Source organism: Tsuneonella troitsensis (genome assembly GCF_001441535.1).
GTDB classification, from domain to species: domain Bacteria; phylum Pseudomonadota; class Alphaproteobacteria; order Sphingomonadales; family Sphingomonadaceae; genus Tsuneonella; species Tsuneonella troitsensis.
Genome location: NZ_LMAU01000008.1, coordinates 21,321 through 45,695 on the forward strand (window position 1 = coordinate 21,321; position 24,375 = coordinate 45,695).

19 protein-coding genes are annotated in these 24,375 nt (G+C 66.5%); 5 read left to right on the plus strand and 14 right to left on the minus strand.

What is annotated here, in order from left to right:
* Positions 1–82: 82 nt before the first annotated feature.
* The 3 genes from AR323_RS14140 to AR323_RS14150 all read right to left on the minus strand — a co-directional run bounded on the left by AR323_RS14140 (position 83) and on the right by AR323_RS14150 (position 6,057).
* Entirely contained in the window at positions 83–3,550 is a 3,468-nt protein-coding gene (locus AR323_RS14140) for a TonB-dependent receptor (RefSeq protein WP_057884639.1), read from the minus strand.
* Between the two features lie 246 nt (positions 3,551–3,796).
* On the minus strand, positions 3,797–4,726 hold the full coding sequence (locus AR323_RS14145) for an isopenicillin N synthase family dioxygenase (protein WP_057884640.1): 930 nt from the start codon (positions 4,724–4,726) through the stop codon (positions 3,797–3,799).
* An 11-nt stretch (positions 4,727–4,737) separates the two neighbouring features.
* Positions 4,738–6,057 (minus strand): NupC/NupG family nucleoside CNT transporter, encoded by a 1,320-nt coding sequence (locus AR323_RS14150; protein ID WP_057884641.1) that lies wholly within the window; start codon positions 6,055–6,057, stop codon positions 4,738–4,740.
* Between the two features lie 149 nt (positions 6,058–6,206).
* Between AR323_RS14150 and AR323_RS14155 the strand changes: the two genes are divergently transcribed.
* Complete coding sequence (locus AR323_RS14155; protein WP_057884642.1) at positions 6,207–6,899, plus strand: queuosine precursor transporter; 693 nt, start codon at positions 6,207–6,209, stop codon at positions 6,897–6,899.
* Here the strand turns inward: AR323_RS14155 and AR323_RS14160 are convergent.
* The 7 genes from AR323_RS14160 to AR323_RS14190 are packed head-to-tail and all read right to left on the minus strand — an operon-like array spanning position 6,896 to position 14,610.
* On the minus strand, positions 6,896–7,486 hold the full coding sequence (locus tag AR323_RS14160) for a 3,4-dihydroxy-2-butanone-4-phosphate synthase (protein ID WP_057884643.1): 591 nt from the start codon (positions 7,484–7,486) through the stop codon (positions 6,896–6,898). The two genes, AR323_RS14155 and AR323_RS14160, sit on opposite strands and share 4 nt — an antisense overlap.
* Positions 7,483–8,058 carry an NADPH-dependent FMN reductase gene (locus AR323_RS14165; protein WP_057884644.1) on the minus strand — a complete coding sequence of 192 codons (576 nt, stop codon included), beginning with the start codon at positions 8,056–8,058 and terminating at the stop codon, positions 7,483–7,485. Before AR323_RS14165 ends, AR323_RS14160 begins: the two co-directional genes overlap by 4 nt.
* A complete protein-coding gene (locus tag AR323_RS14170; protein WP_235510658.1) occupies positions 8,055–9,539 on the minus strand; it encodes a glycerol-3-phosphate dehydrogenase in 1,485 nt (494 codons plus the stop codon). Before AR323_RS14170 ends, AR323_RS14165 begins: the two co-directional genes overlap by 4 nt.
* Positions 9,540–9,543: 4 nt before the next feature.
* Positions 9,544–10,638, minus strand: coding sequence for an LLM class flavin-dependent oxidoreductase (locus AR323_RS14175; RefSeq protein ID WP_057884646.1), 1,095 nt, complete (start codon positions 10,636–10,638; stop codon positions 9,544–9,546).
* Positions 10,635–11,549: an aldo/keto reductase gene (locus AR323_RS14180; protein ID WP_057884647.1), complete on the minus strand. Its 915-nt coding sequence runs from the start codon at positions 11,547–11,549 to the stop codon at positions 10,635–10,637. The genes AR323_RS14175 and AR323_RS14180 overlap by 4 nt, the downstream gene beginning before the upstream one ends.
* The gene (locus AR323_RS14185; protein ID WP_057884648.1) at positions 11,546–12,556 is read right to left on the minus strand and encodes a LacI family DNA-binding transcriptional regulator; all 1,011 of its coding nucleotides are present in this window, start codon (positions 12,554–12,556) and stop codon (positions 11,546–11,548) included. The genes AR323_RS14180 and AR323_RS14185 overlap by 4 nt, the downstream gene beginning before the upstream one ends.
* Positions 12,553–14,610 (minus strand): alpha-glucosidase, encoded by a 2,058-nt coding sequence (locus AR323_RS14190; RefSeq protein WP_200956721.1) that lies wholly within the window; start codon positions 14,608–14,610, stop codon positions 12,553–12,555. The genes AR323_RS14185 and AR323_RS14190 overlap by 4 nt, the downstream gene beginning before the upstream one ends.
* A 75-nt stretch (positions 14,611–14,685) precedes the next feature.
* Here AR323_RS14190 and AR323_RS14195 point away from each other — a divergent pair, with 75 nt between their 5' ends.
* A complete protein-coding gene (locus AR323_RS14195; RefSeq protein ID WP_057884649.1) occupies positions 14,686–17,022 on the plus strand; it encodes a TonB-dependent receptor in 2,337 nt (778 codons plus the stop codon).
* A gap of 65 nt (positions 17,023–17,087) precedes the next feature.
* Here AR323_RS14195 and AR323_RS14200 read toward each other — a convergent pair whose 3' ends face one another.
* Positions 17,088–17,459 carry a tRNA-binding protein gene (locus AR323_RS14200; RefSeq protein WP_057884650.1) on the minus strand — a complete coding sequence of 124 codons (372 nt, stop codon included), beginning with the start codon at positions 17,457–17,459 and terminating at the stop codon, positions 17,088–17,090.
* Positions 17,460–17,510: 51 nt separating this feature from the next.
* Positions 17,511–18,803, minus strand: a complete 1,293-nt coding sequence (locus AR323_RS14205) for an MFS transporter (RefSeq protein WP_083495474.1) — start codon at positions 18,801–18,803, stop codon at positions 17,511–17,513.
* 76 nt (positions 18,804–18,879) lie between these two features.
* Between AR323_RS14205 and AR323_RS14210 the strand changes: the two genes are divergently transcribed.
* The 3 genes from AR323_RS14210 (at position 18,880) to AR323_RS14220 (ending at position 22,700) form a co-directional block, all read left to right on the plus strand.
* Complete coding sequence (locus tag AR323_RS14210) at positions 18,880–19,992, plus strand: YeiH family protein (protein ID WP_057884651.1); 1,113 nt, start codon at positions 18,880–18,882, stop codon at positions 19,990–19,992.
* A 95-nt stretch (positions 19,993–20,087) separates the two neighbouring features.
* Positions 20,088–21,947: an ABC-F family ATP-binding cassette domain-containing protein gene (locus AR323_RS14215; RefSeq protein ID WP_057884652.1), complete on the plus strand. Its 1,860-nt coding sequence runs from the start codon at positions 20,088–20,090 to the stop codon at positions 21,945–21,947.
* 189 nt (positions 21,948–22,136) lie between these two features.
* Positions 22,137–22,700, plus strand: coding sequence for a pseudouridine synthase (locus tag AR323_RS14220; protein ID WP_057884653.1), 564 nt, complete (start codon positions 22,137–22,139; stop codon positions 22,698–22,700).
* 7 nt (positions 22,701–22,707) lie between these two features.
* Here the strand turns inward: AR323_RS14220 and AR323_RS14225 are convergent, their stop codons facing one another.
* Together AR323_RS14225 and AR323_RS14230 are read right to left on the minus strand one after the other, a co-directional pair.
* Complete coding sequence (locus tag AR323_RS14225; protein ID WP_057884654.1) at positions 22,708–23,862, minus strand: cupin domain-containing protein; 1,155 nt, start codon at positions 23,860–23,862, stop codon at positions 22,708–22,710.
* Positions 23,862–24,131: a hypothetical protein gene (locus AR323_RS14230; RefSeq protein ID WP_057884655.1), complete on the minus strand. Its 270-nt coding sequence runs from the start codon at positions 24,129–24,131 to the stop codon at positions 23,862–23,864. Before AR323_RS14230 ends, AR323_RS14225 begins: the two co-directional genes overlap by 1 nt.
* Positions 24,132–24,375 lie beyond the last annotated feature (244 nt).

Here is a 24,375-nt window from a genome sequence, read left to right on the forward strand (position 1 = left end):
GCCGCGTTCCGCAAGCCCCCCAAACGAACGGCGGCGCCCCCGCGAAGGAGCGCCGCCGCCGTTTGTCAGTGCGATCGTGCGATCAGAAGTCGTAGCTGACGCCGACCTTCAGACGCCACACCGACGACGACAGGTTGATACCGTTGTCGTCGGCAATGCTCTGCGCTCCGTTGAAGCCGGTGATGATGTACCGGCCCTGCGAATCGACCCCGCTAGTGGTGGCGACATCCTGCAGACCCGCGAAGTTGCGGCGGCGCTGGACGTTCCAGTCGTTGTCGAGGAAGTTGAGGAAGTTATCCATCGTGGCATAGAGCTTGATGCGGTCGTCGCGACCGAAGAAGCGGCCCGGTCCCGGAAGCTCCTGCGAGAACGACAGGTCCATGTCGTAGTACCAGTCGTTCGAGCAGGTGTTGCGCAAGATAGAGCTGCCGGCGAAGTCCTTTGCACAACCGATGCTCGACGCCCAGGCAGCGAGGTCGGCCACCGCAGTCTGGTTCGAGAGCGGCGACACGTTGGGATCGCTCACGCCCGTCGGGATATACGCCAGCGCGTTATCGCGCCCCGAAGCGGTGTCGTTGAACACGCCGTCACCGCCGAAGGTCAGGCTGTAAGGCCGGCCCGACCGGGCGACGAACGTCATCGCGAAGCGCGTGGACAGATCCTCGAAGAACTCCTCACGGAAAGCGAGGCGCGTCGAGATATTGTGCTTGCTCGAATAGAACCCGCGCGATGCGGCGGGGTTCTGACGGTCGAACGCGGCCGTGAGGTCGTAGTTCGAGCCGGCGGTGGAGTTGTACAGGTTCCGGCGGTCCTGGGCGTCGGTGTAGGCATAGCCGAGGTTGAAATCGACGTTGCCGCCTTCGGTGAACAACCCGCCGTCGAAGGTCTTCGACAGGATGATCGACGCGTTGTGGCTTTCGAAGCCCGCCGAGTTGGTCAGCTGCAGCTCGTCGTCACGACCCGTGTTGAAGCAGACCGCGTTAACATTGGTATAGACCGGACCGGGGTTGGCGTCGACCAGACGAGCCGTACAACCGGCCACGGTGGGATCGATGGCGCGATAGATCGGGCGACCGTCGATCGCGAAGCCGTTGAGACCAAGGGCCGGGTTCACCGTCTGGGCGAGGTCGACCAGCGTGAGCGGATTGCGGTACTTGCTGTAGATGTAGTCGAGCGTCAGGCTCCATCTGCTGAAGAACCCGGTCGGCGCGAAGTCCATGCCGGCCGTAAAGCCGACATTGGCGCGCAGCACCGACGGCTGCTTGATGTCCGGAGCGATCGACTGGGTGTCGCCCAGGCCACGAGCAGCCGATGCCGATGCCGACTGCTGAAAGCAGGTGGGAACACCGGTGAACTGGCCGCCCGTGACCACGTCGATCCGTGCGGTACCGCATGCGGCGTCCTGCGTGGTGCCCTGCGCGAAACCCCGACCATCGTTCTGAAACGCGTTGCCGAACCACACCAGCGGGTCACCGCCCGAGAACACGCCGACGCCGACCCGCAGCGACGGACGCGTGAAGACCGCGAAGTCGTTCATGTCGTAGGTCAATCCGAGGCGCGGCATGATCAGCGGCTCGAGATTGCTGAAGCCAGTGGTGTTCGAGTAGCCGTAGCGGCGGACGAACTCCGAGTTCAGCGCCGGCTGGCCGCCATCGTACCAGTCGACGCGGACGCCCGCGACCGCGGTAAGCTGGTCGCTGACGCTCCATTCGTCCTGCGCGAAGACGGAGTAGATCGTCCGGGTGAACGCGGCTGCCGCATCGGCCACATCGCCGGTAGCCGAGAAATTGCCGAACGCGCCGAACGTACAGCCATTAACGACATTGAGTGGCGTTGTGGAGGTTGTGGGCGTGCAGATATTCGCTGTGTTCGCCGCGTTACGCACGGTGCGGCCCCTAGAGAGCAAGCCCTCCCGCAGATCGTTGATGTTCTCGAAAACCAGCGTGCCGGTGGCGTTCTGGACGAACAGGTTGAACAGATCGGCGTGGTTCATTTCCGCGCCGATCTTGATCCGGTGCGCGCCCGCCTCGAGGTTGGCGGCGATCCGGTACTGATCGATGTTGGTGCGCAGGTCGTTCGCCGAACGCGAGTTGCCCGGACCGGCAAGCACGGCGCCTTCATCGCCTGGAGTCGGGCTGTTCGCAATGCCGACGATAATGCGTGGGATCGGATTGTCCGACTGTGCCTCGCCGCCGCCGAGCGGGTCCTGCCGGTCGCGCACTTCGGCGCGCGAGTAGCGCAGTTCGGTCGAGAAGTTGCCGCTCCACTGCGAGTAGAGGCGACCCGAGTAGTAGTTCGACTTGGTGCCGCTGGCGTAGAACGTGTTCTGGCCGATCGCCTGGGGCGACGTACCGGTGAACAGGTCGTCGGCGCGGGTCGATGCTTCCTCGAGCCGCTGGTAGGTGGCTTCGAGACGGTGGTTGTCGGTGATCTGGAGATCGCCGCGCACGAAGTAGCGGTCGTTCGAGAACGGACGGCTGGTGACCAGCGGACCGGTTTCGATGCCGTAGACCGAGCTCAGGACGTCGCTGATCTCGTTGAACTGGGCGACAGAAATATTGGCCTGCTCGTTCGGGTAACCGGCGCCGGTCGGGCCTTCGTCCTGCGACTGGCCGGCTTCCTGGTGCTCGTAGGCGCCGAAGATGAACAGGCGATCCTTGATGATCGGGCCGCTGAGATAGGCGCCCCAGCGCTTTTCGGGCTCGATCGGGGCGACGTTGATGCCGTCGGCGATCGTCTTGCCGCGCAGGCCGTTGTCCGAATACTCGAAGAACCCGCCGAACTTGATCTCGTTCGAACCCGACTTCGTCACGATGTTGATCGCGCAGCCGGTGAAGTTGCCGTAATCGACGTCGAACGGTGCGAACTGGACCTGGGTCTCGCGCGTTGCGTCATAGGGCAGCGGGGTCGACGAACGCGACGAAAAGCCGGTGTCGTTCAGGCCGTACACGTCGCCCTGGCTGATGCCGTCGACCGTGAAGGCGTTGCCGCGATCGTTGCCGCCAAGGCAGCTGATGCGGTCCTGACCCGAGCCACCATCGTCGCGGTCGAGGCTGACGCGCGGGTCGAGGCGGATGATGTCGCGAACGTCGCGGTTGAAGCTGGGCGCGCTTTCCAGGACTTCGGTGGTGAAGCTGGTGCCCGGACCGACCGCGAGCTGGGTGACCTGCACCCGCGAACCGGTGACGACGATCTCGCCGCCGCCTGCCGAAAGGGCGAAGGTGAGCGAGGTGTTGCCCTGCAGGGTCGTCTGGATACCCTCGACCGTCTGGCCTTCGAAGCCATCGGCATTGGCGGCGACCGTGTAGGGTCCGCCCGTCACGAGGCCGGTTGCCGCGAACGAACCGCCGGTGCCGGTCGTGATCGTGCGGGTCGCGCCGGTGCGGGTGTCGGTGATGGTAACAGTCGCGCCGGCAACCGGGTTGCCGTCAGCGTCGTTGACCGTCCCCTCGATGCCCGAGGTGATCTGCTGCGCCATCACGGGCGCGGGCAGGATGGCGGCGGCGGAAAGGCTTACGACGCTCGCAGCCAACAGATACTTGAGCTTCATGGAATGACGGTCCCTATGCATTCGATGAGGAGATTCGGGTGACGATGGAGCCAGCGGTTAGGCGGCTTGCACGGCTGCAAGAAGTAACTTCTGTTACGGCTCCATGACAATCGCCGCGGGAGTTATCCACACGCGCCCAGTCTGCATATAAGCTTTTGAAATAACGCAACAATCGGATGTTGCCGCAATGCAACATCCAGATAAAAAAGTCACCGGTCGCGTGCCATGCACGCCTTGCGGCGCGAATCAGGCCAGATTTATCTCGCGCAGGCGCTGCTGAAGGAACGCGTGGCTCGAAATCGGCTCGGGGTGATCGTCCGGTCGTTCGGGATCGATGCAGCTGTCCAAAGTGACGATGTCGAAATCGGGACGGAAGTGCAGGAAGAAGGGCATCGAATAGCGGCTGCGGTAGGCGGCCGCGCCCTTTGGATTGACGACCCGGTGCTGCGTCGACTTGAGCCGGTGGTTGGTCAATCGGTCGAGCATGTCGCCGATGTTGACCACCAGCGCGCCATCGGGCGTGTCGATCGCCTTCCACTCGCCCTGCGCAGTCAGCAGTTCGAGGCCGGCTTCTTCGGCGCCAAGAAGCAGGGTGATCGTGTTGATGTCGCCGTGCGCGGCGGCGCGGATTGCGCCCTCGGCGTGCGGCCCGTCGAGCGGCGGGTAGTGCAGCAGACGCATGACCGAATTGCCGTCCTCGACCGTGGCGGCGAACCAATCGCGCGGGAGGCCCAGGTGAAGCGCGATCGCCTCGAGCACGCGGCCACCGGCCTTCTCGAAAGCAGCATACAGCTCGCCGAAGGTTTCGCGGAAGCCATCGACTTCGCTCGGCCAGACGTTCGGTGCCATGTATTCGGCCAGCGGATGGCCGGCCGGCAGTTCACGGCCGACGTGCCAGAATTCCTTGAGGTCGTGGACCTCGGCGTCCTTGGCCCGCTCGACGCCGAAGGGGGTGTACCCGCGCGCGCCGCCGCCGCCTTCGATTTTGTAGGCCTTCTTCACCTCGTCTGGCAGCGCGAAGAACGCCTTCGACATGGCCTCGGCCCGCGCGATCAGGTCGGCGGGGATGCCGTGGTCGCGAATGACCGCGAAGCCGTATTCACGGAACGAACGGCCGAGTTCGTCGGCGACTTCGTCAAGCGGGCGGGCGATCGATACGGAGGCTATTTCGGACATGGGCTACGACTCTAGTAGGGAAGGAAAAGGCCGGCCAGCGCGGCGCTCATGAGGTTGGACAGCGATCCGGCGGCGAGCGCCTTCAGCCCCAGCTTGGCGATCACCGGGCGCTGGTTCGGGGCAAGGCCACCGGTCACGGCCATCTGGATCGCGATCGACGAGAAATTGGCGAAACCGCACAGCGCGAACGTCACGATCGCGCGGCTGCGTTCGGACAGGACCGAGGCTTCCATCTGGCCCAGATCGATGAACGCCACGAATTCGTTGAGGACCACCTTGGTGCCGAACAGGCCGCCGGCGACAGGCGCCTGGTCCCACGGCACGCCGATGAGGAACATGACAGGTGCGAACAAGGCCCCGAGCGCTGCCTGGAAACTCCAGCCGGTGAAACCGAGCATGTTGCCGATTCCGCCGAGAATGCCGTTGGCGAGCGCCACCAGCGCGACGAACGCCAGCACCATCGCACCCACGGCGACCGCGAGTTTGACCCCGGTCTGCGCGCCCTGGGCGGCCGCCTCGATCACGTTGGCGGGCTTCTGCCCTTCCTCGAAAGTCTCGGCCAATTCGACCTCGTGCGCCTTGCCGCCCTCGACCAGGGCCGCAGGCCCTTCGGCGCTGATGCGCGCTTCGGGGAGCAAGATCTTGCCTTCGGCGGCGATCGCGGCGCCGTCGCCTTCGTCGTCCGGCATGATGATCTTGGCCATCAGGATGCCGCCGGGCGCCGACATGAAGGCGGCGGCAAGAAGGTAGGGCAGGTATTCCTCGCCCAGCAGGCCCGCATAGGCAGCGAGAATCGTTCCGGCGACACCGGCCATGCCGACGGTCATCAGGGTGAACAGCCGGCTGGGGCTGAGCGCCGCCAGGTAGGGCCGCACCACGAGCGGGCTTTCGGACTGGCCGACGAAGATGTTCGCCGCCGATCCCAGCGCTTCCACCCGGCTGACTCCGGTGACCCAGCCGATCGCCCCACCCAGCCAGCGCACCAGCTTCTGCATGATGCCCAGGTGATAGAGGATGGATACGAGGGCGGCGAAGAACACGATCACCGGCAGCGCGCCGAGAGCAAACGTGTTGGCAAGCGGATTGTCCTGCCCGAACAGGAATGCGGTCCCTTCGTTGGCGTAGCTCAGCAGCGCGGCCACGCCATCGGACATGCGCTGGATGCCGGCGACGCCCCACGGCGTCCGCAGCACGAGGAACGCCAGCAGGGCCTGCAGAGCAAAAGATGAGCCGACGATCCGGAGGCTGATCCGACGCTTTCCGTTGGACAGGACGAAAGCGATGGCAAGGATCGCGACGATCCCCAATAGGCTGGCGACGATTGGCGGCATGGGTCCCCCGCATAGTGATCTCCGGTTGCGATTGAAACCGGATTTCCGCACTCCCTGCGCGGCAGGCCCTTTTGGGTCTCCACAGGCAATCGCGCAAGCACGAGAGGCGCGCGCTTTCCTTTTATGAACCGCGCTGGCAAATGCCCGCCATGAGTGAACCCGCCCCCGCTGCGACCCCGGCAGCCGCCACTTACACCATCCCCCGCGCGCTTTTCGTGTATCTGCTGCTATACGGCGGCATGACGGTGGTTGCGGGCGTCATGGCCTACAAGCAGGTCGCCTTGTGGCCGACGTCGCTCGCGGTCGAGTCCGGCATCTTCGCCTTCCTGATCCTGGTGGTCATCTCCAGCACCGTGGCCCAGCTTTATGGTGACGCGATAGCGCGCAAGATCGTGTGGTGGGGATTCCTCCCGTTGCTGGTGTCGTCGCTGCTGATGCAGCTCGTCCTCAACCTGCCCGCCTCGGTGGAAATGGTCGAGTTCCGCGCCGACGATCTTGCCGCTTTCGAACGGGTGCATTCACAGCTCTGGCGGGTGTGGATGGCCGGACCCGCCGCCTACATCGTCTCGCTGCTGCTCAACGTGTGGATATTTTCCAAGCTGCGGGGCAGCGGAGAAGGCACCACGCTTGGCATCATGGCGCGCGGCGCGATCGCCTCGGCCTTGAGCCAGGCGATCGACTCGGTGATCTTCATCACCCTGGCGTTTTACGGCGAATTCGCCATCGAGAGCCTGCTGATCGGGCAGGTCCTGGCCAAGGTAGCGCTGTCGATCGTCCTCGTGCCGCCGCTCATTGCGCTAGGCGTGGGCCTCGCGCGCAAGCTCGATTCCAAGCCGCTCTAGCCGAGCAGGTCGCCGATATCGGCGACGGGAATCGAATGGCGCGCCAGGAAGCCGGCCATGTCGTCGATCCGGGCCATCTCCCCGTCGTCGCGCATGATCGAGCAGATGACCGCCGCGTCGCCCGCGCCCGCGCGGCGGCACAGCTCGATCGCCGCCTCGGCGGCTGCGGGGCGTTCGGCAACGCCACCTTCGGCCGTGATCAGCGGAAACACGTGACCCGGCGAAACGATGTCGCTCGCGGTCGCGCCGTCCGCCACCGCGACCGCGATCGTGTGCGCCCTGTCCGCAGCCGAGATGCCGGTCGACACGCCGCTCGCCGCCTCGATAGATCGACCGTGCGGCCGGCCCGACTGGTTCTCACGCCCCGGATTGATCAGTTCGATGCCGAGTCGCACCGCGCGCGCCGGAGTCAGCGCGAGGCACACGAGGCCGCGCCCGTGCGTGGCGAGGAAGTTCACCGCGTCTGCGCTGACATGGCGCGCCGCCACGCAGAAATCGATGTCCCCGCCGCGCAGCCGGTCCCCGGTGATAACGATGATGCGTCCCTCGGCCAGGGCATCGAGAGCCGATTGCAGCGCCCCGCTCATTGATTGCACTCCCCCTGCGACAAGGCGCAGGCGCCGCGATAGGTCTGCTGGCCGACGAGCTCGATCTGCATCCGGGCACGGTCTTCCAGGCATTCGCCGTCGGGCGAGAACAACCCGTGATACACCCGCACGGTGGCGCCCATCGGGGTCGGCCAGCCGCGCAGCGCGTGAACGACGGAGCGCAGCGTCTGCAGCGTGCTCATCGTCGCCTGGTCGCCATAGGCGGTGGCGATCAGCCCGACCGCACGGCCGTCGAGATAGGGGCGCTCGTCCTTGGCCAGGTCCTCGAGGTAATCGAGTGCGTTCTTGACGAGGCCCGAGATGCTGCCGTGATATCCGGGCGCGGAGATGATGAGGCCGTCGGCCTGCCGCACCGCCTCGACGAATTCGGCGCCGTCCTGAATGCCGTAACCCTCGCCGCGATAGTGCGGCAGGCCGCGCAGGTAATCGCCGCCGAAGATCGTCACTTCGGCGCCGGCGGCTTCGGCCGCGGCGGCGGCGAGGCGCATGGCCTGTTCGGTCGAACTGCCGGTGTTCACGGTGCCGCCGATGCCGACGATACGGGTGGTCATTGGGGGCACTCCTGCTTGATGAATTCGTCGAGGCTGGCGGCTTCTTCGGGGCCGAAGCGAAGGCCGAGCTTGGTGCGGCGCCATAGCACGTCCTCGGCCGTGCGCGCCCATTCCCGTGTGATCAGGTGGCGCACCTCCTGCTCCGTCAGTCCGTGGCCGAAATCGCGTCCACAGTCGGCAAGGCACGAAGCGCCATCGAAAATGGGCAGCGCGGTCGTCCCGTAGGCGCGCACGATGCGGTGCGACGCGCCGGACAGGAAGGGGAATCGGTGCACGAACTCGGCCTCGAGCGCGGCCACGCCGTCGACGGCGAAATCGCCGCCGGGCAGCGGCTTCTCGCCGGTCCAGTCGTCGCCCCGCAGCACCGGCAGTCTTGCGCCGAGCGTTTCGACCGCCTCTGCCGCCAGATGGCGATAGGTCGTGATCTTGCCGCCATAGATCGACAGCAGCGGCGCGCCTTCGTCGGCATCGGACAGGTCGAGGTCGTAGCCCCGCGTCGCCGCCTCGGGCCGGCCCGATCCGTCGTCGATCAGCGGACGCACGCCGGAGTACGTCCACACGACATCGTCCGGTGTCACAGGCTGGCGGAAGAACCGGCTGGCGCCCTCGCAAAGATACGCGATTTCCTCGGCGCTGGCTTCGATCGGGCCGCTGTCGTGATCGACGTCGGTGGTGCCGATCAGGGTGAAATCCTGCTCGTAAGGAATCCCGAAGAAGATCCGTCCGTCGGGGAGCTGGAAGAAATACGAGAACGGATGATCGAACAGCTTGCGCACCACGATGTGCGAGCCGCGCACCAAACGCATCGCCTTGTCCGGCTGGAGCCCGCTTCCGGTCAGCAGGTCGATGACGCCCGGCCCCGCCGCATTGACCACGGCCCGCACGCGGAAGGTCTCGCCGCCGGCCTCGATCCGCCATCGCTCGCCATCGCGGCGCATCGCGGTCACCCGGCTCCGGGTTCGCACCTCCGCGCCGCGATCGGCCGCGTCGCGCGCGTTGAGCACGACGAGGCGCGCATCGTCGACCCAGCAATCGGAATAGACGAAGGCCGTGGTGAATTCCGGCTTGAGCGATGCGCCCGCCGGATGGCTGGCGAGCGATACCGTCTCGGTCGCCGGCAGGCGTTTGCGACCTCCGATATGGTCGTAGAGGAACAGCCCTGTCCGCACCAGCCAGCGAGGCCGCAGGCCGGGCACGTGCGGCAACACGAAGCGCATCGGCCAGGCGATGTGCGGCGCGATGCCCCACAGCCGCTCGCGCTCCGATAGGCTCTCGCGCACCAGTCCGAACTCGTAATGCTCGAGGTAGCGCAGGCCGCCGTGAATGAGCTTGGTCGACGCCGACGACGTTCCACAGGCCAGATCGTCCGCTTCGAGCAACAGCACCTTGGCGCCCCTGCCCGCGGCGTCGCGGGCGATCCCGCAGCCGTTCACCCCGCCGCCGATCACGGCAAGGTCGTAGAGGGTGTCCGCTTCGCTCACCGGATCAGTCGAACTTGAGCGGACCATGCTCGATATGCGGCAGCACGTAGCGTGCGAACATGTCGCACTCGTTCACGTGAGGATAGCCCGAGAGGATGAACGCCTCGATCCCTTCCGCCTGGTAGGCGCGCAGCTTCGCGAGCACCTGGTCGGGCGTGCCGACGATCGCGGCGCCGCAGCCAGAGCGGGCCCGGCCGATACCGGTCCACAGGTTTTCCTCGACGAAGCCGTCCCCGTCCGCCGCGCCGCGCAGTTCGGCCTGCCGCTGCACGCCGTAGTTCTTCGCGTCGAGCGAGGCTTCGCGGATCGCGCGGCCCTTCTCGTCGTCGAGCTTGGACAGAAGCCGGTCGGCATAGGCCCGCGCCTCGTCTTCGGTCTCGCGCACGATGACGTGCACGCGGTATCCGAACTTGAGCGTGCGGCCATACTTCGCGGCGCGCTGCGTCAGGTCGGCGATGTTCTCGCGCACCTTGTCCATCGTATCGGGCCACATGAGGTACACGTCGCACGCTTCGGCCGCGCACTCGCGCGCCTCGTGGGACAGGCCGCCGAAGTAGAACGGCGGGCACTTGCCGCTGATCGTCGTCACGCGCGGCGGGTCGAGCGTGAGCTGATAGTGCTCGCCTTGGTGGTCGATGCTCTCGCCGTTCAAAAGCGCACGGACGATCTTCATCACCTCGGTGGCGCGGCCATAGCGCGGACCGCCCGGCATCGACTGGCCCGGCATGTCGGACGAGATGATGTTCACGTTGAGGCGCCCGGCTGTGCCGGCGGCATTGGGGCCGAGAATCCGGTCGAGCGTCGCGATCCTGCGCGCAAGCTGCGGCGGCCAGTCCTCGCCGATGCGGGTCGCCCACAGCAGCTTCATGCGCTGGAGCATCGGCGCCATCGCTGCGGCGAACACGGTCGTATCGAGGCCGAGCTGATAGCCCGACGGCAGCAGGATATTGTCGAACCCGCCCTCTTCGGCGCGCAGCACGATGTTGCGGCAGTGCTCCCAGCTCGACTGGAGCTGCGGATCGGGGACACCGAGGAACTCGTAGTCGTCATCGCACAGCGCGGAAAACCACGCGATCTCGCATTGTTGGGCCTGGGTCATGGCAACCTCTCTCCTCGCGCGGCGACGAGCACCGCGTACCAATCCTGCCGCGTCCAGCGCATGGCGAGCGCCCGCGCCGCCTCGGCAATGCGGTCCGCGCTCTGCGATCCGACGATGGGAACGATCCCGGCGGGGTGCGCAATCAACCAGCCGTAGGCCGCGACGCTGCGGCCGACGCCCTGCTCCTGCGCCACACGGTCGAGCTCGGCCGCGACCGCCTTGTCGCGCGGGGTTTGGGGCGACAGCAGCCGACCTCCGCCAAGCGGAGACCATGCCAGCGGAGTCATGCCCATCCGCATCGCCTGGTCGAGTTCGCCGTTCTCGAACGGCTCGATCCGCAGCGGGCTGATCTCGGGCTGGGTCGTCGCGATCGGCTGGCCGAGGAAATGGCTCAGCGCTTCGGTCTGCGCTTGCGTGAAGTTGGACACGCCCAGCGCGCGAACCTTGCCGGTCGACACCGCGTTTTCGAGCGCGCGGGCCACTTCCTGGGGATGGGCGAGAATGTCGGGACGATGGACCTGCCACAGGTCGATCGTGTCCACCCGGAGGCGTCGCAACGAATCGTCGATCGCCTGCGCGATGTATTCGGGCGACTGGTCATATGGCAGCGGCGGACGGATGCCGCCCTTGGTCGCCAGGACCATGCGGCCGCGCAGTCCCGGTTCGGCCGCCAGGACCTCTCCCAGCAATGCCTCGGCATCGCCGAAGCCGGCTTGCCCGTCGAAGCCGTAGATGTCGGCGGTGTCGAGCAGGGTGATCCCGGCATCGAGCGCCGCATGGACGAGGCGCGCCGCTTCGCCCGCGCTGCGCCCGCCCTCGGCAAGCCGCCACATCCCCCAGGCGATCGGCGATATCCCGATCCCGCTCGACCCGAGCGAACGGGTGACAGGAGGGGCGGTCAAAAGGCTCATGCAGGTCTCCGGAAGGGCGGCGCGACCGATGCGCGCTCGATGAGTTGGTGCGGCAGGCGGCGGTGGCTGATCTCGCCGCCCGCGATGAGGATTTCCGCAGCCGTGTGCGCCAGTTCGGCCATCGGCTGGTGGATCGTGGTCAGCGGCGGCCAGACGGTCCGCGCCAGAGTGGTATCGTCGAACCCTGCGACCGAGAGCCTGGACGGCACGTCGATCCCCCGCGTGTGCGCTTCGGCCAGTACGCCGGCGGCCATGTCGTCGTTCGAGGCAAAGATCGCGGTGGGCGGTTCGGGCATGTCGAGCAGCGCTGCGGCCGCACGCACCCCGCTGTCAAAATCGAACTCGCCGTCGATCACCAGCGCCGGCTCGAAGCCGATGCCCACGCGGTCGAGCGCCTTGCGATAGCCGTAGAGCCGCTCCTCGCTCGCCATGTGGCTGGGGTGCCCTTTCACGAAGCCAATCCGGCGGTGGCCCTGGTTCACGAGGTGCGTCGTCATGTCGTCGCCCGCCTGGACGTCGTCCATGAACACCGAACTGGTCAGCGCGTGGTTGGTCCCCGGCGAAATGCGCACGAACGGAATGTCGAGCGTATCGAGCACCGCCAGCACGGCGGCGCAGTCGGTCACCGGGGATGACAAGATGATCCCGTCGACGTGGGTTTCCGAGATCAGCCCGCGCACTTCGGCCCCGACCGCCGGATCGTCGACGTCGACCGGCTGCGCGAGCAAGCGGATGCCCTTCGCGTGGCAATAGTCCCAGCAGCCCTTCTGGATCTGGAAGGTATAATAAGGGCTGTGGTTGTCGTAGATCAGCGCGACCTGGTTCGATTTCGCGCCCGACAGGATGCGCGCCGCGACGCTGGGTCGGAAATCGAGGTCGGCCATCGCAGCCTCGACCCGCTGACGCGTCGCCTCGCTGACGTAGGGATGACCGTTCAGCACCCGGCTGACAGTTTTGACCGCCACTCCGGCGCGCGCGGCCACATCGCGAATGTTCGATCGGCTCATCCTGCGAGCGCCCCCGGCAGCCGTGCGAAGACCGGCGCGAATGCGCTGCCTTCCCGATAGAACACCGGCGGAAAGCCGATCGGCGCGTCGACGGTGTGAGTGCCGGGCATATACCTTTCGCCCGACCATACATGGATCCACGGCCCGCTGCCGGGCAGGATCACCTTACGCTGGCTGGCACCTTCCTCGATCACGGGAGCGACGATCATGTCCGCCCCGTAAAGATACTGGTCCTGCACCGCAAACAGCGCGGGGTCGTCGGGATATTCGAGGAACAGGGGGCGCTGGAGCGGAAGGCCGGTCGCGGCGGCCTCGTCGCTCAACGCGCGGACATAAGGCGTCAGCGCGGCATGGACCCGGCTCCAGCGCGCGAAGCAGGCCAGCAGTTCGGGCGTGCTGTCGTATTGCAGGTTTTCGTCCGGCCGATTGCCTTCGTGGCTGCGCATGACCGGCGCGAATGCGGCGAGTTCGCACCACCGCTGCAGCAGCTCCTCGCTCCGCACGTTTCCTAGCAGCGAGGTGTAGCCGCCGCAGTCGGAATGGCTGTAGGCGTTGCCGACAAGACCCGCCGACAGCGCCCCGGTGACGACGGTGCCGATCCCGTCGTGGCGGGTGAAATCGACGCTCTGGTCGCCCGCCCACAGCAACGGGCAATGCGCCTGCACGCCCGAGAAACCGGCGCGCATGAAGAATACCGCATCGCCGGTCTTGCCGCGACTTTCGAGAGCCATCGCGTTGACCTCGGCCCAGAGCACGGGCCATCTGTTGTGCATCTCCATCGGGTCGCTGCCGTCGGCCAGGCGCAGATCGGTGGGGAGATACTCGCCGAAATCGGCCATCCAGCCCATGATCCCGCGATCGAGCATTTCGCGCCCCAGAATGCGCTCGGCGAACCAGACCTTGGTCTCTTCGCGGGTAAAATCGACCACGCCGCAATCGAACTCACCGAAATCGACAAGGTACGGTTCGTCGCTTTCGAGACCGAGGCAGAAGTGCCCCCCTTCGAGAGCCTCTGCATAGAGGTCCGCATCGACCGACAGGTACGGATTGGCATAGGCCATGAACCGTATGCCGCGGTCCGCCAACGCGGCGATCCGCGCCTCCAGATCGGGATACCGTGCGGCGCTGCGCGCGCCGACCTGCCAGTCCCAGAACAGGCGGCGGCCGAAGCTCGTTTCGCGGATACCCGCCCAGTCCTCGCACCAAAGGCCCGCGATCGCCGCGCCGGCATCGACGAAATTTTCCAGCCGGTCGAAGCTCGATGCACCGGACTTGAGGCCCACGATCGCCCCGCCGATCGCCCAGTCGGGCAGCGGAGGCTGGCGGCCGAAGCGGTCGGCAAGCTGGCCGACCAGCCCCTTCGGCCCATCGGCGGCAAACAGTTCAAACCGCGCCGTGCCGGACCACACTTCGACCGCGTGCGCTTTCGAGTCAGTGAAATCGAGGACGCTGTAGCACGTCTCGTCGAGGTGGACCGCGATCCAGCGCGAGGTCAGGAACGTCGGCTGCGGGTAGTTCGTGTGATAGTAATCGCCACCCGCCATTCCGGCTTCGTCCATCGCGCGGGTCAATTCGGTCGACTTGTCGCGCCCCACGCCCGGCTCGCTGGTCCACATCGGGAAACGGCGGCCATTGAGCGCGAAGTAGCTCATCTGCTCGCCGCCGCCCCAGACGGACTCTTCGAGCTCGGCGTGGAAGCGGAAGTACATGCGGTCGAACGATGGATCGTCGCACGTGACCGTCAGCGCAGGGCCGTCCCACTCGATGCGCGCGCCATCGAAGCGCACGCCGCCATCGAACGCGTCCCACGCCGCCAGTTCGCGACGGCCCTGCGGCGCATCGTCGATCCGGAAGTTGCCCCGCACCATCTCGATATCGGGCCTTCCGCGGGCAATGGCCAGCGCAGGACAATCCAGGGCATGGCGCAGCACGGTCCGGCCACCGAAAAGCAGCTCGAAACCGTCTTCCACGGCCTTGAACTCGATCGACTGCGCCAAATTCTCCCCCGTAGCGACCGTACGCCCACCTTCAAGCAGGCACCAGGCATGCGCCATATGACACCGCTTGACACATCGGGTCAATGGGCGCATTTCCCGGGCCAACGAAAGTGTTTCTCAGGGAGGGGTTTCATGTTCCGCACGGGTTTCCGTTCGCGCGCGCTTGCGCTGTCGGGCAGCATCATCGCAATCGCCGCGGCCAATCCGGCCTTTGCGCAGGACGCCGCCGAGCCCGTCGATGACGGCGGCATCGAAGAGATCATCGTCACCGCCAACAAGGTCGCCGAGAACGTCCAGGACGTGCCGATCGCGATTACCGCGCTGACCTCGGATCGCCTCGAAGCCGCGGGCACCACCAGCCTCGAAGGCATTACTCAACTCGTTCCCTCGGTCACCTTCCGCAAGGGTACAACGAGCGCGAACAGCGCGATCGTGATGCGCGGCGTGGGCACGATCACCTTCTCGATCGCTGCCGAGCCGAGCGTGTCGACCGTGGTCGACGGAATCGTCCTCAGCCGTTCGGGCCAGGCGTTCATGGACCTCGTCGATGCGGAGCGCCTCGAAGTCCTGCGCGGGCCGCAGGGTACCCTGTTCGGCAAGAACGCCAGCGCCGGCCTCGTGAACATCGTCTCCAAGGGTGGCACCGACAGCCTCGAGGTCGAAGCGCGCGCCGAATATTACGAAGGCGACGAATACCGCCTGCGCGCTTCGCTGTCCGGGCCCTTGGGCGATGATGTCAGCGCACGCGTTACCGGGTTCTACGGCAACTACGACGGCAACATTACCAATATCTTCGGCGGGACCGACAACCAGGTCAACGGATACGAGCACTACGGCGTCCGCGGCATTCTGGACTACAACGGCCCGGCGGCGCGCGTGCGCTTGATTGCCGACTATTTCCGCGCGAACGATGATTGCTGCGCCGACATAACCACCGTCAGCCGCGGCGCCGTGCTGGACGCGGAACTCGGGTTGCCGGGCGGTGTCGCTCAGGGCCTGGACCAGCGCTACGTGAACCACAATCTCGTCACACAGACGAAGGACACCCAGATCAGCTTCACCGCCAGCGCGGATGTCGACCTGACCGACACGCATACGTTGAGCGTTGTCACCGGGTATCGCAATTGGAAGAATCGCGAGCTTCGCGAGGGCGACTTCCTGCCACGCGCCATCGTCGGTACTAACGAGCTTCACGACGAAGGTCTGGTCACCACCGACCAGCTTTCATTCGAGGCGCGTATCGCGTCCGACACCGCGATGCCGTTCTCGTATCAGGTCGGAGCATTCGCATGGCATTCGGACAACACCCAAATCTTCACTCGTGAGGATATCGTCTGCGCCACCTCGACCTTGCCGGTCGCGCCGAGCGGCGCACGGCCATGCAACCTGCTCGATACGGTCAACACGCTGTTCCCCACGGCTACGTCGGAAAGCGACGTCAGTTCGTCCAACTTCGCGGTCTTCGGACAGGGAACGTTCCGCTTCAGTGATCTGCTCGCGCTCACCGGTGGCCTGCGATACACGTGGGACGATCTTTCGTTCATCCACATCCGCGCGCCGGGCGTAAACGCGACCACCGGGCTTCCCGCGACCGGACCAGGCATTTCGGGCGCCCCGGCAGGCGGAACAATCGCCAGCGGCGGGAACGGCACCAACATTTCGCGCGGCAGCAGCACCAACGGCAACCTGTCCGGCAAGGCCGTGCTGCAGATCACCCCGTCGGACGACGTGATGCTCTACGGCAGCTACACGCGCGGCTACAAGGGGCCCGCGTTCAACGTCTTCTTCAACCACACCGCGCCGACCAACGCGATCCCGATCGACGAAGAGACCTCCGACGCGTTCGAGATCGGCGCGAAGACGCAGTTCTTCGACAACCGGGTTCAGCTGAACGTCGCCGGCTTCATGGTCGAGTATGACGGCTTCCAGGCGAACAACTTCGTCCTGCTGAATGGAGCGGTGGTGAGCAACCTGACCAATGCCGGCACGGTCAAGTCGCAGGGCTTCGAGGTCGACCTGCAGGCCGTTCCGGTCGACGGACTGACGCTGCGCGCAAGCGCGGCCTATGCCGATGCCTTCGTCAAGGAATTCAACCCGAACCCGCAGACCAACGCCCCCGACGCGCGCAACGGCACGCAGCTTCCGCTGGCGCCGAAGTTCGTCTACACGCTGGGCGCGGGTTACGAGGGCGACCTCGGTGGGATGAAGCTCTACCTCGACACCGACTATCGCCACGTCAGCAAGCAGTTCTCCGACCTCGGCGAGAGCGGGCCGATCGATCCCTACGGCATCTGGAATGCCTCGATCGGGTTCTCGGACGCCGAGGACCGCTATCGCCTGACCCTGCACGCCCGCAACATCACCGACGAGAGCTACGCCCTGCTCAACGTCAGCAATGGCCAGCGCTTGCAGATTCCGCGCGACGCGGACCGCTATTTCGGCGTCAGCCTGCGTGCACGCATCCGGTAACGAGTAGGCTGACTGACGGCACTATCGACGGCCGCGGAGGGAAACTTCCGCGGCCGTTCGATTGCCTAGAACAGGCGCGAACCCAGCGGGACGTCGTGGTCGGGTTCGAACAACACGACCTCTCCGTCCCCATCCGCAAATCCGACCGTCAGCACTTCGGACATGAATTTGCCGATCTGACGCGGCGGAAAATTCACGACGGCAGCGACCAGGCGACCTGGCAGGTCCTCGATGCCGTAGCGCGCGCAGATCTGCGCCGAAGATTTGCAGATACCCACGCCCGGACCGAGATCGATCACGAGCTTGTAGGCAGGCTTGCGCGCCTCCGGAAACTCCTCTGCCGAAACGATCCGGCCCACGCGGATATCGACGCACAGGAAGTCGTCGAAGGCGATGGTCTCAGCGGGCGGATCGGCGGGGTCGTGGTTCACGTGCATCCACGATGCACTAGCGCATACGCGCGAGCCCGTGGAGACCTCGGGTGGCGCCTACTGTCCCTCGTCCTCGGCCACGATCTTGGGCACCAGCAGATGGATCCACGCCAGCGCCGTGAGGTAGGCGACCGCAGCCGCCCAGAACAGCGGGGCATAGCCGATCCCGGACGTCAGCAGCGCGCCGGTCGCCTCCTGGATGCCGAACCCGGCGACGTTGCCGGCGATAGCGCCGATCGCCATCACGGTCGCCACGCGGCGCGCCGGGATCGCATCGGCGGCAAAGCCGAAGATGTTGGTCGAGAAACCCTGGTGCGCGAACAGGCCCAGCCCGATGATCGCCGCCGCGGTCCACGCACTGTCGACCGTCAGCGCGAGCGGGATCGGCAGGATGATCAGGCCGTACAACAGCATGCTGGTCTTGCGCGCTGCGTTGACCGACCGGCCCTTGCCCAGCAGCACCCCGAACAGCTTGCCCGCCGTCAGGGCGCCCACGGCGGCCATCGAGAACGCAAGTGCAGTCGGACCCACGAGCTCGGTCTGCGACAGGTTGAACACCTTGTTGAACAGGTCGGGCAGCCAGAAGGTGAAGAACCACCAGAACATGTCGGTGATCGCCTTCGCGCCGGCGATGGCCCAGGTTTTCCGGTCGGCGAACGCTTCGCTGTAGGACGATCGCACCGGCGTGCCCTCGGGCCGGGCCGCGCGCGGCAGCGGCCGCAGGTCGCGGGTGCCCCAGATCCACGCCGCGAGCCACACGAAGCCCAACAGGCCGGTGACGATGAACGCCGCCTTCCAGCCATAGATCACCGCGAACGGCACCACCGTCAGCGGCGCGAGGATATTGCCGATGTTGGGCGCCGTGTTGACGATCCCCATGCCCATCGTGCGCTGGCGGATCGGCAGGTATTCCGCCGCCGCCTTGACCGCTGCAGGCGTGTTCACCGCCTCGAACGCCACGAGCGCAACGCGCGCAGTCACGAACTGCGATACGGTTGCCGCCACCGCGTGCGCCATTCCGGCGACCGACCACAGGGCGACCGCCGCGCCATAGGCGAGCTTCACCCCGAACCGGTCGATGATCCAGCCGACGAACAGCAGCGCGCCGGCCGCGGCGAGCTGGCTGGCGGATGCGAAGTGGGCGAACTCCGCGTCGCCCCAGCCGTATTCGGCCGAGATCGTCGGCTTGAGCAGCGAGAGGACCTGGCGGTCCACGTAGTTGATGATCGTCCCGAAAAAGAGCAATGCGATGAGCCAGTTGCGGGTCCGCGCGATGGCGCGTTCGTCCGCCTCGCTCGCCGCCTGGACGCCGCCCGCGAGCGCGCCGCTCGCGTTATCCCCGTCGGTCATCGTGCCTCTCCCGCCACGCCCTTGCGGCGCGTCCGGCTTGCACGATACCCATTCGCGAGCGTAAGGGAAGAATAATATGACACCGCCGGACAATCGCGGTCGCCAGGGGCCGATAGACTGGGACACGCTGCCCTATGGCGGCGATCTGTTCGGTGAAATCTATCTGGCGGAAACCGCGCCGGCCGAAGCCCCCCCGCGAAAGCCACTGTCGCGCTTCCTGCCGGGACTCGCGGTCGTCGGTGTGGCCGCCGGAACCTCTGCCTGGCTTGCCGAGCACTATGGCTTCCCGATCATCCTCCTGGGGTTGCTGATCGGTCTCGCACTCAATTTCGTCGCCCCCGAAGAGGCGACTCATCCAGGTCTCGACCTCGCCAGCCGGACCTGCTTGCGCTGGGGAATCGTAGCCCTCGGATTCCAGGTGACGATCGCGCAGGTGCTCGACCTTGGACCTTGGCCTTTCGCGGCGCTGGTCGCGATCATGCTCACCGCGTTCTTCGCCGGGGTCGGCGGTGCGGCGATATCCGGGCAGTCCCGCTATGCCGGCATCCTGGCGGGCGGCGCGACGGCAATCTGCGGCGCCAGCGCGGCGCTAGCGCTCTATGGCGTGATCGGGCGCGACCGCTTGAGCCAGGCGCAGTTCGCCCTCACGCTGGTCGGCGTCAGCCTTGCCAGTGCGCTGGCCATGTCGCTCTATCCCGTGATCGCCGCCGAGATGGGGCTCACTGACAGCCAAGCCGGATTCCTGATCGGCGCATCGATCCACGACGTCGCGCAGGCGATCGGCGGGGGCTTCACCTACTCCGACGCGGCCGGCGCGGAGGCGACGATCATCAAGCTCTCGCGCGTCGCCCTGCTCGGACCGGTCATGATCCTCGTCGCGCTGTGGATCGGCAATTCGGCGGCGGACTCGCGCCAGCCGCTCTGGCGCCGGATCACGCTGCCGTGGTTCATCCTGGGCTTCATCGCGTTGGTAGTGGTGAACAGCACGGGCGTCGTGCCTGCCGCCGCGCAGGACGCGATGATGACCGCATCCAAGGCGCTGCTCCTGTTCGCCGTGATCGCGACCGCGATGCGTTCGGACATGGCGCTGATCATGCGCCTGGGATGGCGCGCGGCCACTCCGGTCGCGTGCGCCACGCTCGCCAGTTTCCTTGCGGCAGCCGCCGCGATCTGGCTGGGCGCGGCGTGAGTTCCGCCTTTCTCCCGCACCTTCGGCTTGGTGCGATGCGGTCTTGCGGTTCTCAGGTTGGGATTATGCGCGTCGCCTGCTAGGGGCGCGCCGCAATGATTACCCTGAACAACATCACGGTGCGGCTTGGCGGCCGGACGATCATCGACGGCGCATCCGCCTCGATTCCCCCTGGCGGCCGGATCGGCTTGATCGGGCGCAACGGCGCGGGCAAGTCCACCTTGATGAAGGTGCTCGTGGGCCAGCTCGACCCAGACGACGGTTCGGTCGAGATGCCGCGCCGCGCCCGGCTGGGCTATATCGCGCAGGAAGCGCCGAGCGGCTCGATCTCGCCGTTCGATGCGGTCCTAGCGGGCGATGTCGAGCGGACCCTCCTGCTCGAGGAGGCGGAGACTTGCACCGACGCTGACCGGCTGGGCGACATTCACGACCGTCTTCTGGCGATCGACGCCTATTCGGCCCCGTCGCGCGCGGCGATCATCCTCACCGGGCTCGGTTTCGACGAGACGATGCAGGCGCAGCCGCTCGACAGCTTCTCGGGCGGGTGGAAGATGCGCGTCGCGCTGGGCGCGTTGCTGTTTTCCGCGCCCGACGTCCTGCTGCTCGACGAACCGTCGAACCACCTCGACCTCGAAGCGACGCTGTGGCTCGAGAGCTTTCTGAAGGGGTACGCCGGCACGCTGATCGTCATCAGCCACGAACGCGACCTGCTGAACAACGTGGTCAACGCGATCCTCCATCTCCAGGACGGCAAGCTGACGCTGTATCCGGGCGGCTACGACGCGTTCGAGGTCCAGCGCGCGGAGCGGGCGGCCCAGCTCGCCGCAGCGAAGGCCGCACAGGACGCGCAGCGGGCGCGGCTTCAGGACTATGTGGCCCGCAATAGCGCCCGCGCATCGACCGCCAAGCAGGCGCAATCGCGCGCCAAGATGCTCGCCAAGATGCAGCCGATCGCGGCGCTGATCGAGGATCCCAGCCTCAGCTTCGACTTCCCCAGCCCCGAGGAAATGCGCCCGCCGCTGATCACGCTCGACCTGGCGGCGGTGGGATACGGCGACACGCCCGTCCTGCAGCGGCTGAACCTGCGGATCGATCCGGACGATCGCATCGCGCTGCTCGGCCGCAACGGCAACGGCAAGACCACCCTCGCTCGCCTGCTGGCCGCGCAGTTGCCGCCGATGGACGGCGCGATGCAGGCGTCCGGCCGGATGAAGGTGGGCTATTTCACGCAGTACCAGGTGGAAGAGCTCGCGTCCGATGGAACCCCGCTGGAGCACATGACCCGCGCGATGGAGGGCAAGACCCCCGGCGCCGTGCGCGCGCAGCTTGGCCGCTTCGGCTTTTCCGGCCACCGCGCGACGACGAAGGTCGGCAAGCTCTCGGGCGGGGAACGCGCGCGGCTGGCCCTGGCGCTCATCACGCGCGATGCGCCGCATCTCCTCATCCTCGACGAGCCGACGAACCACCTCGACGTCGACGCCCGCGAGGCGCTGGTTCAGGCGCTCAACGACTATGACGGCGCGGTCATCCTGATCAGCCACGACCGCCACATGGTCGAGCTGACCGCCGACCGCCTCGTCCTCGTCGATGACGGGACGGCCACCGAGTACGCCGGCAGTATCGAGGATTACATCGACTTCGTGCTGGGCCGGAACCAGCCGAAGGAAGGTCGCGGCGCCAAGGCTGGCAAGGGCAAGGCGAGCGCCAAGGACCGCGAGGACGCGCGGCTGGCTCGCAGCGCGGTCACCGCGACGGAAAAGGCGATCGCGCGCCTTCAGGCCCAGATCGCCGCGATCGATGCGGCGCTGATCGATCCCGGTGCGGCCCCCGCCAATCTCGCCAGCAAGTCTGCCGGCGACCTGCTGCAACGGCGCGCTTCGCTCGCAACCGAATTGGAGCAGGCCGAGAGCGACTGGCTCGAGGCGACCGAAAGCCTCGAGCGCAAGGTCGCCTGACCTGCGCACCCGCCTCAGCATCTGTCGGCGCAAGGCCCGCTACGTTTCGCCGGACGACGCCATAGCGGCTGCGGGCCTTACGGGACTGACGCTTCGCCACTACCGCTGCGACCGCTGCGGCCAGTTTCACCTGACGAGCCGGACCAAGGGCAAACGCATCCCGCGACCCGTCCGGGCGGGCTAATCGGCGTGGCGCGGCTCATCCTCTTCAACAAGCCTTACGGCGTCCTGTCCCAGTTCACCGACGAGCGCACCGGCCCGCCGCGCCCGACACTGGCCCAGTTCATCGACCTTCCGGGCGTCTATCCGGCCGGCCGGCTCGACCACGACAGCGAAGGCCTGCTGGTCCTGTGCGACGACGGGCGATTGCAGGCGCGGATCGCCGACCCGCGCTTCAAGCTTGCCAAGACCTACCTGGTGCAGGTCGAGGGCGAGCCCGGCGAAGCCGCACTCGCCAGCCTGCGAACGGGCGTGAAGCTGAAGGACGGCGTCACCCGGCCGGCCGATGTCGAGCGCATAGCGCCGCCGACGCTGTGGCCACGCGACCCGCCGATCCGTGTCCGCAAGGCCATTCCCGACAGTTGGCTGCGGTTGACCATCCGCGAAGGCCGCAACCGGCAGGTCCGCCGGATGACCGCCGCGGTCGGCTATCCCACCCTGCGACTGGTGCGCTGGTCGATCGGCGGCTGGTCGCTCCACGGACTGCGGCCGGGCGAATGGCGGGAGGTCCCGCCCATCCTGCCGAGCCGCTGAGGCTGCGTCAGCCGTCGTCTTCGAACGCGACGCTGCCGGCATTGAGCAGGTCGAGAACCAGTCGCATCGCATCGTCCGAACCGAGCATCCCGTCATCGACAGGAACTCGATCGCCGCCGCACAACCGCTCCGCGAAGCCGACCGACGGCCCAAGGCAATCGTGGGCTATCCCGTCGACAAACAGCGTGAGGTCGCTCGGTCCGTTGCGGACGAACGAAAACCGGCTGGCGGGATTGCGAACGAGGAGAAGCCCGCGCCCGGCGGCGGCATGCACGTCCTGCGCCGAGAGCGGCTCTTCGGGCTGCCAGTCGAGTTCGTGGTTCTTCGGTTCGGTGGTGTATTCCCCGAACCACCGCGCAAAAGCCTCCCGATCGAGCAACGCATCCGACACCATTGCATGGAGCGTAGCCAGGGCGTGCGGCGCGATCTCGCCAGGGTTGTCCTGAAGGGCCAGCCCAATATCACCGTAGCGATCGTCGTCGTCGAGCGCTTCGAGCACATGCTCGGTCCAACCGGCGATCAGTTCGCTGCGCGACGGTGCGCGGAACCCGATAGAGTAGGTCATGCAGTCGTCGCCGACCGCAACCCCGTTGTGCCCGAAACCCGGCGGCACGTAGAGCATGTCGCCGGGTTCGAGGACCCACTCGTCGGTCGGCTCGAAATGCGCGAGCCGGCGCAGGTCGTCGCAGGGAAGCAGCGGCGTCGCATCGTCGCAGCGCGCGCCAACCTGCCACCGACGGCGGCCCAGTCCCTGGATCAGGAACACGTCGTACTGGTCGAAATGCGCACCCACGCCGCCGCCGTCAGCCGCGTAGCTCACCATGACGTCGTCGAGCCGCCAATTGGGAATGAACCGGAACGGCTCGAGCAGCTCGGCCACCTCGGGGACATGGTGGTCGACCGACTGGACCAGCAGCGTCCAGCCTGGTCGGTCGATCTCGGCAAAGCGCGTTTCCGGCAAGGGTCCGTGCTCGAGCTGCCAACGGTCGGGCGCCTGCGTGACCAGCCGCGATTCCACCCCCGGCTCGCACGCGAGGCCCGCCAGTTCGTCGGGCGCGATGGGGTTCGACCATTCGCGCCACGGATTGCGGATCAGCAAGGGGCGCTGCTGCCAGTAATCGCGCAGGAACGCGGCCGCATCGAAATCGAGCAGGGAGGGCATCAGCCGCCCTCGTCCGGCTCGTTCGCCGCAAGCAGGTCCATGAAATTGCGCGCGGCATCGCGGTCGGCAGGATCCGGGAACGCCACGTCGAGCGCCGGCGCCTCATCGAGCATGTAAAGCAGCGACCACAGCGCGAACCGCGCTCCCCGGTCGCGCTCCAGGCCCAGATCCACCAGCATCCGCTCCACCCCGGCAGCCCGCGCCTCCGCCGGAACCGAGGCAAGGTCATGGGCCGCGAAATAGCGCATCAGCAGATCGTCGAGGTGCATCCCCCGGCGCTAGCGCACGCAGGCGCCAAAGGCCAACGCCGGTCGATTACGAAGCGAGAATATGGTGAATGACGCAGTTGCGAGCGAACCGGTCTCTACGCTGTTTTCCCTGATTTACAGGGAATCTACTGGGAATTTGCAATTCTTTTGGCTGTCCCAGCCAACGTGGACGCCCTGAAACCCGCAGAATTCCGCCATTTCCTGATGCCAATTCCCTGCGCCCGGAACAGGGAATTCACCCACC